4 protein-coding genes and 1 pseudogene are annotated in these 8,970 nt (G+C 71.3%); 2 read left to right on the top strand and 3 right to left on the bottom strand.

Annotation, left to right across the window (positions count from 1 at the left end):
• On the bottom strand, positions 1 to 815 hold an 815-nt coding region (locus ABT063_RS44445; RefSeq protein WP_351066721.1), incomplete at its 3' end, for an ATP-dependent 6-phosphofructokinase.
• Positions 816 to 1,129: 314 nt separating this feature from the next.
• Between ABT063_RS44445 and ABT063_RS44440 the strand changes: the two genes are divergently transcribed.
• Positions 1,130 to 3,460, top strand: coding sequence for a glycosyl hydrolase family 95 catalytic domain-containing protein (locus ABT063_RS44440; RefSeq protein WP_351066719.1), 2,331 nt, complete (start codon positions 1,130 to 1,132; stop codon positions 3,458 to 3,460).
• Between the two features lie 55 nt (positions 3,461 to 3,515).
• Positions 3,516 to 5,417: a glycoside hydrolase family 97 protein gene (locus tag ABT063_RS44435; protein WP_351066718.1), complete on the top strand. Its 1,902-nt coding sequence runs from the start codon at positions 3,516 to 3,518 to the stop codon at positions 5,415 to 5,417.
• A gap of 135 nt (positions 5,418 to 5,552) precedes the next feature.
• On the opposite strand, the pseudogene ABT063_RS44430 reads toward ABT063_RS44435, so the two are convergent.
• Positions 5,553 to 5,693: pseudogene (locus tag ABT063_RS44430) on the bottom strand (alginate lyase family protein); the annotation flags it as partial.
• A gap of 285 nt (positions 5,694 to 5,978) precedes the next feature.
• Entirely contained in the window at positions 5,979 to 8,936 is a 2,958-nt protein-coding gene (locus tag ABT063_RS44425) for an AfsR/SARP family transcriptional regulator (RefSeq protein ID WP_351066717.1), read from the bottom strand.
• Positions 8,937 to 8,970: the final 34 nt, after the last annotated feature.

Genomic DNA, 8,970 nt, shown 5'->3' with positions numbered 1-8,970 from the left:
TGCCCGAGGACCGTGGTACGGGCCTCCTTGCCGGTGCGCCGCTCGATCTCCCTGGCGAGCCACTCGCCGACGCCGGAGAGGTGCATCGGTCCGGGCGAGGCCGGTGAGTCGGTCCTGAGCAGCACGTCGTCCTCCTTGGGTCGAGCCCCCTCGGCGACGACCACGATCGGGGCGTACGAGGCCCGGAAGCGGGACGTCACCCAGGCGCACACCTGGTCGAGATTGAAGGGCTGCTCGGGGATGAGGATGACGTTCGCGCCGCCGGCCAGGCCCGAGTGGATCGCGATCCAGCCGGCGTTGCGCCCCATGACCTCGACGACGAGCACGCGCATGTGGGACTCGGCGGTGGTGTGCAGCCGGTCGATCGCCGACGTGGCGGTGTTGACCGCGGTGTCGAAGCCGAGGGTGCGGTCCGTGGCGGACATGTCGTTGTCGATCGTCTTCGGTACGCCGACGCACGGCACGCCGTGCTCCTCCCACAGGCGCGCGGCCACGCCCAGGGTGTCCGCGCCGCCGATCACGATGAGCCCGTCGACCTCCCGCTTGGCGAGGGTGTCCTTGATGCGGCCGGCGCCGTGCTCCTGCCTGAACGGATCGGTGCGCGAGGAGCCGAGGATGGTGCCGCCGCGGGGCAGGATGCCGCGCACGGTCGGGATGTCGAGAGGGACGGTGTCGCCCTGCAGTGCACCGAGCCAGCCGTCCCGGAGGCCGACGAACTCGTAGCCGTACTCCTGCACGCCCTTGCGGACGATGCCGCGGATGACGGCGTTGAGACCGGGGCAGTCACGGCCTCCGGTCAGTACTCCGACCCGCATGGGATTGTCCCTTCGCCGCGGTGTCCTGCTGAGGCCCACGCTAATGGAGAGGTCATGTCCCACGCTGCACCCGCGCCCCGGCTGCGCGGATGACGTCCGTTTCGCCAGAGCCAACAGAATTCGATCTCCCGATACATCGGAGGAGTCACGGGCTTGGCTGAGGTTCGTTGATATAGGTGTGAAAGTCACGGCTGGTTGAAGCCCGTCTTTCCTCTACGTCTGATGCTGTTGAGGTCATTGACAGGTGCACGAAGCCTGCTAGGTTCGCCGATACACCCGATGTATCGATGATCCGTCAGGTCTGGAGGACGAAGATGACCTCACAGCCGGAGCAACGTTCGAAGGTGGCCCGCAGAGCCGTACTCGGGACCGCGCTGGGCGGCGCGGCAGCGGCGGCCCTGCCCGGGGCGGCCCACGCCGATGAGCCCTTACGGACGGTGCCGTCCGTCGCCGACAGCCCGGTGACGGGCAGACGGCCCTGGAGACTCCGCGACACCTTGACCACCGACGGCGCCTGGGCGAGGTTCCTGCGCGGGCAGGACCTGCTGTGGACCAGGCTGCCCACCCGCTGGTACGAGGGCCCGTTCCTCGGCGACGGGCTGCTCGGCAGCATGGTCTATCAGGAACCGGGAGCCAATCGGATCCGGTTCACCGTGCAGCACGGCCGGGTTCAGGACCACCGCCCCGAGTTCGGCAGCGGCTGGGGCACCTGCCGCCTGCCGGTAGGACACCTCACGCTCGATCCGGTCGGCACCATCACCGCCGTCGACTGGCGTCTGAGCCTGTGGAACGCCGAACTCACCGGCACCGTCACCACCACGGCAGGCACCCTCCACCTCTCCGCCCTCATCCACGACGAGGTCCTGGCCGTCCGCACGACGGCCGACGGCGACGAACGGGTCGTCTGGACGTTCCACCCCGAGGACGCCATCAGCCCTCGCAAGATCAGCGAGGCCCCGCCCGCCGGCTACAGCGCCAACCCGCCCTGGACCACGCGGACCACCACCGACGGCACCGAGCAGGTGCTCCAACCCCTCACCGGCGGCGGCCGGACCGCCACCGCGCACCGCCGCGTCGGCGACGACCTGCTGCTCAGCGTCGGACACAGCTTCCCCTCCGACACCGCCGCCGAGACCGACTCGCTGCGCAATCTGAGGGGCGTGACCTCGTACGGCGGCCTCAGGCGTCGGCACATCCGCTGGTGGCACGCGTTCTACCGGAAGAGTTTCGTGTCGTTCCCCGACCAGCGGCTGCAGAGCTTCCACTGGATCCAGCTCTACAAGGTCGCCTCCGCCAGCCGCGCGGACGGCCCTGTCATGGCCACCTCAGGGCCGTGGCTGGAACCCACTCCTTGGCCCGCGGTCTGGTGGAACCTCAACGTCCAGCTGGAGTACTGGCTCATCCACGGCTCCAACCACCTGGAACTCGACGCGCTCGCCACCACACTGCGCCAGAACCAGGAACAGCTCATCGCCAACGTGCCCGCCGCCTACCGCGTCGACAGCTCCGGCGTCGGCCGCAGCTCCGACAGGTTCGCCAACCGGGAGGTGGGCCGACCTGGCACCGGCACCGAGGTCGGCAACCTCACCTGGGCGCTGCACAACGTCTGGCTGTCCTACCGGCACTCCATGGACAAATCCCTGCTGCGCGACACGGTCTTCCCCGTCCTGCGCCGGGCCGTCAACTACTACCTGCACTTCCTCACCCCGGGCAGCGACGGCAAGCTCCACCTGCCGAGCACGCTCTCGCCCGAATACCCCGTCGTACCGCCGCAGGACACCACCTATGACTTGTCCCTGATCCGCTGGGGCTGCCGGACACTCATCGAGTCCGCCGAACTTCTGGGAATCGACGACGAGTTGATCCCACGCTGGCAGGAGGTGCTGGCCAAGCTCACGCCGTACCCCGTCGACGACAACGGCTACATGATCGGCGCCGAGACCCCGTACGCCCAGTCCCACCGCCACTACTCGCACCTGCTGATGGTGTACCCGCTCTACCTCGTCAACTGGGACCAGCCCGAAAGCCGCGACCTGATCGCGAAGTCGATCGCCCACTGGCACGCGCTGACCGGCGCCCACCGCGGCTACAGCTACACCGGCGCCGCCTCGATGTACGCGATGACCGGCGACGGCGACACCGCGATCACCTACCTGCGGAAGTTCTTCGACCCCACCACCCGTTTCCCCTGCCAGGCCAACACCCACTACACCGAGGCCGGTCCGGTCATCGAGACTCCGCTGTCCGCCTCGCAGTCCCTGCACGACATGTTCTGCCAGAGCTGGGGCGGCGTGATCCGCGTCTTCCCGGCCGTCCCCACCGAATGGGCGGACGTCACCCTGCACGACTTCCGCACCCAGGGCGCCTTCCTGGTCAGCGCCGTCCGTAAAGCGGGGACCACTCGGTTCATCCGCGTCAGAAGCCTGGAGGGCGAGCCGCTCAAACTCCGCCACGGCCTCACCGGCACGCTCACCGTGCTGCTCGACGACGGTCACCCGGCCCGCACCCAGGACCTGGGCGACGGCACCCTCGCGATCGACCTGCCCAAGGGCCGCGAGGTACTCGTCCACTCCGGCTCGCGCCCCGACCTGGTCATCGCGCCCGTCGCCGTCAGCGAACCGGGCCCGGCCTGGGGACTGCCGTAGCGACTTTCCGCAGGGATCCACGCACCGCCTCACCTCATCAACAGGGAGGGTTCTCATGGTGGTTCCGATCAGGACCGCGGTCGCCGCGCTCTGCGCCGGGCTGGTGGCCACACTTCTCACATCCGGGCCCGCTAGGGCCGAACAACGCGAGCACGTCTGGACCGTGTCCGGACCCGGGCGCGCCACGGTACATGAACCGCGAGCGCGCGTATCCCTGGACGACACGACCGGCACCGTCAGTCTGTCCGTGACCCGGGGAGGCCATGCGGTCGTCGAGCCGTCGCCCGTCGGCATCGTCACCGAACAGGCCGACCTCTCCCGGGACTTGCGCTTCCTGCACCGCAAGGACCGGCTGGTGGACGAGCGGTACCGGGCGAAGTCCGGCAAACGACTGGACCGCCGGGTCCGCATGAACGAGACCCGCCTGTCGTTCGCCACCCCCGCCGGCGCCCGGCTCGACCTCGTCGTCCGCGCCTCCGCCGACGGCGTCGCCTACCGGTACGTCCTGCCCGCCGGATACGGCGACGTGCTCGGCGAGACCTCCGCGTTCAACCTGCCGCCGGACGCGCGTGCGTGGCTGGGCGGCTACCGGGCCGACAACGAGGGACAGTTCGTCCAGTACACCGCAGCCACGGCCCCCACCGGCGAGTACTCGGACCAGGCACTGTTCGCGACCGACGGCGGTTACACCCTGCTCGCCGAATCCGACCTCACCGGCACGTACTCCGGCGCCCGACTCGCCCACGATCAGGGCACCGGCACCTACCGCATCCGGCTCGCCGACGACCGGATCAGCACCGAGGGCCCCCTCGCCACCCCCTGGCGGGCCATGGTCACCGGCGACCTCGCCACCGTCACGCGGTCGACCTTCACCGACGACCTCGCCCCCGCCTCCAAGGTCGCCGACACGTCCTGGATCAAGCCGGGCACCGCGCTGTGGACCTGGCTGGCTGGCGGCCGCCCGGCCGGCCAGAGCCTCGCCGCGCAGAAGACCTACGTCGACTACGCCGCCGAGCGGAACTGGCCGTACGAGGCCGTCGACGCGGGCTGGTACTTCAAGACCGACGAGTGGGACACCACCGACCCGAACTGGCAGACCAACAGCTGGATGCCCGAACTCGTCGACTACGCGCGAGCCAAGGGCGTCGGCATCATCGTCTGGATCCACCAGCGTGACCTCGACACACCCGAGGAACGCGCCCAGTGGCTGCCCACCCTGGAGCGGTGGGGCGTCAAGGGCGTCAAGATCGACTTCATGGACTCCGAGGCGCAGTCCATGCTCCAGTGGTACGACGCCATCCTCCCGGAGACCGCCGCCCACCACCTCATGGTCAACTTCCACGGCTCCACCATCCCGAAGGGCATCCAGCGCACCTGGCCGCACGTCATGACCCTGGAGGGCGTCGCGGGCGAGGAGAAGCGGACCAACACCGCCGCCCACCTCACCACCCTGCCCTTCACCCGTAACGTCATCGGCTCCATGGACTTCACCCCCGGCGCCTTCCAGCGCGTCGGCCTGCGCCCCAACTCCGACGCGGCCGAGGTTGGGCTCACGGTCGCCTACGAGTCGGGCCTGCAGATGTTCGCGGGCACCCCCGAGTCGTACGACGCCCGGCCGCTCGCCCGGGGCTACTTCGACCAGGTTCCCGCAGCCTGGGACGACACTCGGCTGCTCGCCGGCCGACCCGGCCAGGAAGCCGTGCTGGCCCGCCGCAGTGGCGACCGCTGGTTCCTGGGCGGGGTATACGCCGGTAACGCCCGCACCGCCGAGGTCCCGCTGACCATCGGCCCAGGACGGTGGCTGGTCGAGACGATCCAGGACGGCACCGACGGGCTCGTCCAGAACCGGCGGACACTGCGCGGCGGCGACACGCTCAGCGTGGACGTCGTCGCCAACGGGGGCTTCGCCGCAGTCGCCTGCCCCTGGCGCGCGGGCGTCACCACCTGTTACCGCTGAGCGCCGTCGTCCCGACGAGCCGGACACACGGTGGTTCGCCGGGGCGGCTGTCCAGCGGACAGGGCCAATGGACGGGGGCCAACCAGCGCCTGATGCATCGCCTGATCCAGCACAGGCGCTGGTTGGGGCTGGTCGACCCGCGATGGAGTCCAGCTGTTCCGCTGCCGGGCGCAGGCCCCACGGGTCGCCGCCGGGCGGCTCCTCCAGCAATGGAACGGCTCTCCGCGCCCGCCTGTGGCCGGCGTCGGCGGCCGCGTGGGCGACGTCGGTCGCCGAGCCCGGGGGAGAGCCGGGTCTTCTCGGGCTCCTGCTTGTACGGCGCGTGCCAGGTCCGAGAGCAGGAAGGCGATCACCTCGGCGACATCCCGCGGATCGACCAGGCGGCCGCCGGGGAACTCCTTCTCGACCTTCCGGTAGGCCCCGCGGGTCCTCGGCGCGCGGCCGGGCCCAGCCCTTGCCCTCGATCAGCATGGAGCCGGGCGAGACACAGTTGACCCGGATGCCGCGAGGCCCGAGCTCACGGGGCGAGGCGCCCGCCGGCACAGTTCCGCGCCAGTTCCGTCAGCTGTCGGCCATGACCGTCGGGGCAGACGTCAGGGCACGCAGGTCGGCGAGCACCTGCGCGTCCGTTCCTTCCAGGGCGGACAGCGCGCTTCCCCATCTGCCAAGGGCCGCGCGTTCGTCCCCGAGCGCTCTCAGGACGTGTCCGAACTCGTACTCGGCGAGGCCCCGACCGTAGGAGTCGCCGCGCGCGGCGGCCTCCTGGAGCAGCGCCGTGCACGTGTCCCCGGCCTGTCCGAGGCGGCCCAGCGCCCGCAGGGCCTGGGCCTGGCCCAGTCGCGTCTCCCGCTCCGCGTTCCAGTGCGCCGCACCGGCCGCCATGACGCGCAGCGCCTCTTCGAAGCTCCGCAGGGCCCGGGCGGGCTCGCCGAGGCGCAGGTGGGCATGGCCCATGTTGCACAAGGCGACCTGCTCGATCACGGCGCTGCCGGCCTCCCGGGCGAGTTTCCTGCTGCGCAGGTGGTACGAGAGAGCCGAGCGCAGGTCGGTGAGTTCGGACACGTACCCCTGGTGCCCGAGAAACATCGCTTCCTCTCCGGGGGTGAAGTGGTCCGGGCGTAGTGCGAGACACTGTGCCAACGTCGCTCGGGCATCAGCGTCCCGGCCGAGTTCACGCAGCAGCGCGGCCCGGTTGCCGAGGTGACGCATCCGGGCCACGTCGTCGGCGAGGTGCTCGCTGCGCTCCACGGCTTCGTCCAGGAGCAGCAGCGCCTGCCGGAGGCGTCCGGCCGAGTAGTGCGCGGAGGCGAGTTGGCCCAGCGCCCGTCCCTCGGCCGCGGTGTTGCCGCAGGACCTGGCGAGGGTGATGGCGTGCCGCGTGAGCCGTTCGAGATCCCGCGCCCGGCCGCGGTCGTGCAGGTAGGGGAACAAGGCATTGATCAGGTCCAGGGTGCGGGCCGGGCCCAGGCGCCCGTGCGCACCGGAGCCGGCCAGGAAGAGCAGGTTCGCCGCTTCCGCGTCACCCCAGGCGAGTGCCGCCGCCGCGTCGGCGAAGACGGTGCCGGTCCGGCCCCCGGGGCGCTCGGGAGCTCGCCCGGGGGACGGCCGCAGGGCCGCGGCGCACTGTGTGAGCCGCTCCTGGTACCAGCGCAGGGACCGTTCGGCGGCTTCGGTGTTCCCGGCCTGCTCGCCCGGCCGACCGGCGAGTTCCCGGGCGAAGTCGCGGACCAGGTCGTGCGGGGCGTAGCGGCCCCAGCCCACCTCCTGGAGCAACGTCACCTCCGCCAGGCGGTCCAGGGCCTTCTCGGCGCTCCGCTCCGTGCGGTCCATCGCGGTGGCCATCAGCGGTGCCCCGTACTCGGGCAGGTCCAGCGCACCGATGAGGACCAGGGCCGCGGCGGCGTCACCGTCGAGCGGGTCGCCCGAGCCCAGGAGCGCCTCCTGGGCCGCCATCAGGGACCGGCGCACACTGAGGTCCTCCAGTTCGAGGTGGTCCAGGCGGTCCTCCTGCCGGGCGAGGCGTTCCACCAGTTTCTCCACCGGAAGGGTCCGCCGGCTCCTGAGACGGGCTGCGGAGACCCGCAGCGCCAGGGGCAGGTGGCCGCACAGGGCCACGAGCCGGGCGACCGGTTCGGCGTCGGACGCGGCCCAGGACCGGCCCGAGGCCCGTTCCAGCAGGAGGGCGCTGTCCCGCGGTGAGAGCGGGGCGAGCCGGATGTGCGTGGAGGCTCCCAGGGTGGCCAGCGGCCGTCTGCTGGTCAGCAGTACGGCGCAGCCGGCGCCGGCCGGCAGCAGCGGACGTACCTGGCTCACCGAGGCCGCGTCGTCGAGGACGAGCAGCGTTCGGGTGGGGGCGAGCGCGGAGCGCAGCAGGGCGGAGGCGGCCCCCACATCGCACGGGATCCGCCGGGCGTCCACCCCGAGGCCGTGCAGGAGAACGGCGAGGGCGTCGGCGGGTTCGAGGGGCGCCACGCCGGGTGTGGCTCCGTGGAGGTTGAGATAGAGCTGACCGTCGGGGAACGCATGCCGGAGCTGTTCCGCGATGTGCAGGGCGAGGCCCGTCTTGCCCACGCCGGGCATTCCGCTGATCACGGCGAGTGCGGTGCGGCTGCGACCGGACTCCAGCTCCGTACGGATCTCGGCGATCTGCTCGGCACGGCCGACGAACACACCGGGCGGCGCGGGAAGCTGCGCCGGCCGCGGGGGCATCCCCGCCGACGGGGTCCGCGGGCCGGCCGCCGGAGCGGCGGTCGAGGAGGCGGGTGATGCGCGGTGCGGGACGGCCGCGCTGCGGAGCACCTCACGGTGGGCGTCCTGGACGGCGGGGCCGGGCTCCACCCCGAGTTCTTCGACCAGGGTCCGGCGCAGCGACCGGAAGAGTGCCAGCGCTTCGGCCCGGCGGTCCGTGCGGCAGAGGGCCAGCATCAGCTGGCGGTGCAGCGCCTCCCGGAACGGATGCTCCTTGACCAGGACGCCCAGCTCGGCGGCGAGCCCGTCGAGGCGGTCGAGGTGCAGGAGAGCCTCGAAGCGGCATTCGAGCGCCTGCAACCGCTGCTCCTGGAGAAGCGTCACGACGGGGTGGCCGGCGAGGGCGGGCACATCGGCGAACGGTGTGCCGCGCCACAGCGCCAGGGCCGCACTGGCGTCCCGCTCCACCGCCTCCCAGTCCTCCCGGTTGCCGGCCTCCTGCGCTCGGCGTACCCGCCCTTCGAACACCTCACGGTCCAACTCACCCTCGTCGACCCGTATTTCGAGCCCGTGGGTCATGGTGCGAAGCCGTGTGCCGCCGACGTCGTGGAGGCTTCGCCGCAGCCGGGCGACGTGGTTGTGCAGCGAGGCGGTGGCCGTCCGCGGTGGCTCCTCGCCCCACAACACCGCCATCACCGTGTCCAGCGGCACCGTGCGGTTCGGTTCCAGCAGCAGTGCGGCGAGCAACGAGCGGGGCTTCGATCCTCCGAGGGCAACGGCGACGCCGTCGTCGTCGACTGTCGTCAGTGATCCCAGTACTGCGAACCTCACCGGCACTCTCCCCGCGTCGGACGCCGAACATCAT

Source organism: Streptomyces sp. NPDC002838, assembly GCF_040295365.1.
Lineage (GTDB): Bacteria > Actinomycetota > Actinomycetes > Streptomycetales > Streptomycetaceae > Streptomyces.
The sequence above is the reverse complement of the archived record's forward strand: the minus strand, read 5'-3'. Positions and strand labels throughout refer to the sequence as shown.

Coding starts and splice junctions, on each gene's coding strand:
- ABT063_RS44440 (WP_351066719.1), top strand. CDS start 1,130: ATGACCTCACAGCCGGAGCAACGTTCGAAGGTGGCCCGCAGAGCCGTA.
- ABT063_RS44435 (WP_351066718.1), top strand. CDS start 3,516: ATGGTGGTTCCGATCAGGACCGCGGTCGCCGCGCTCTGCGCCGGGCTG.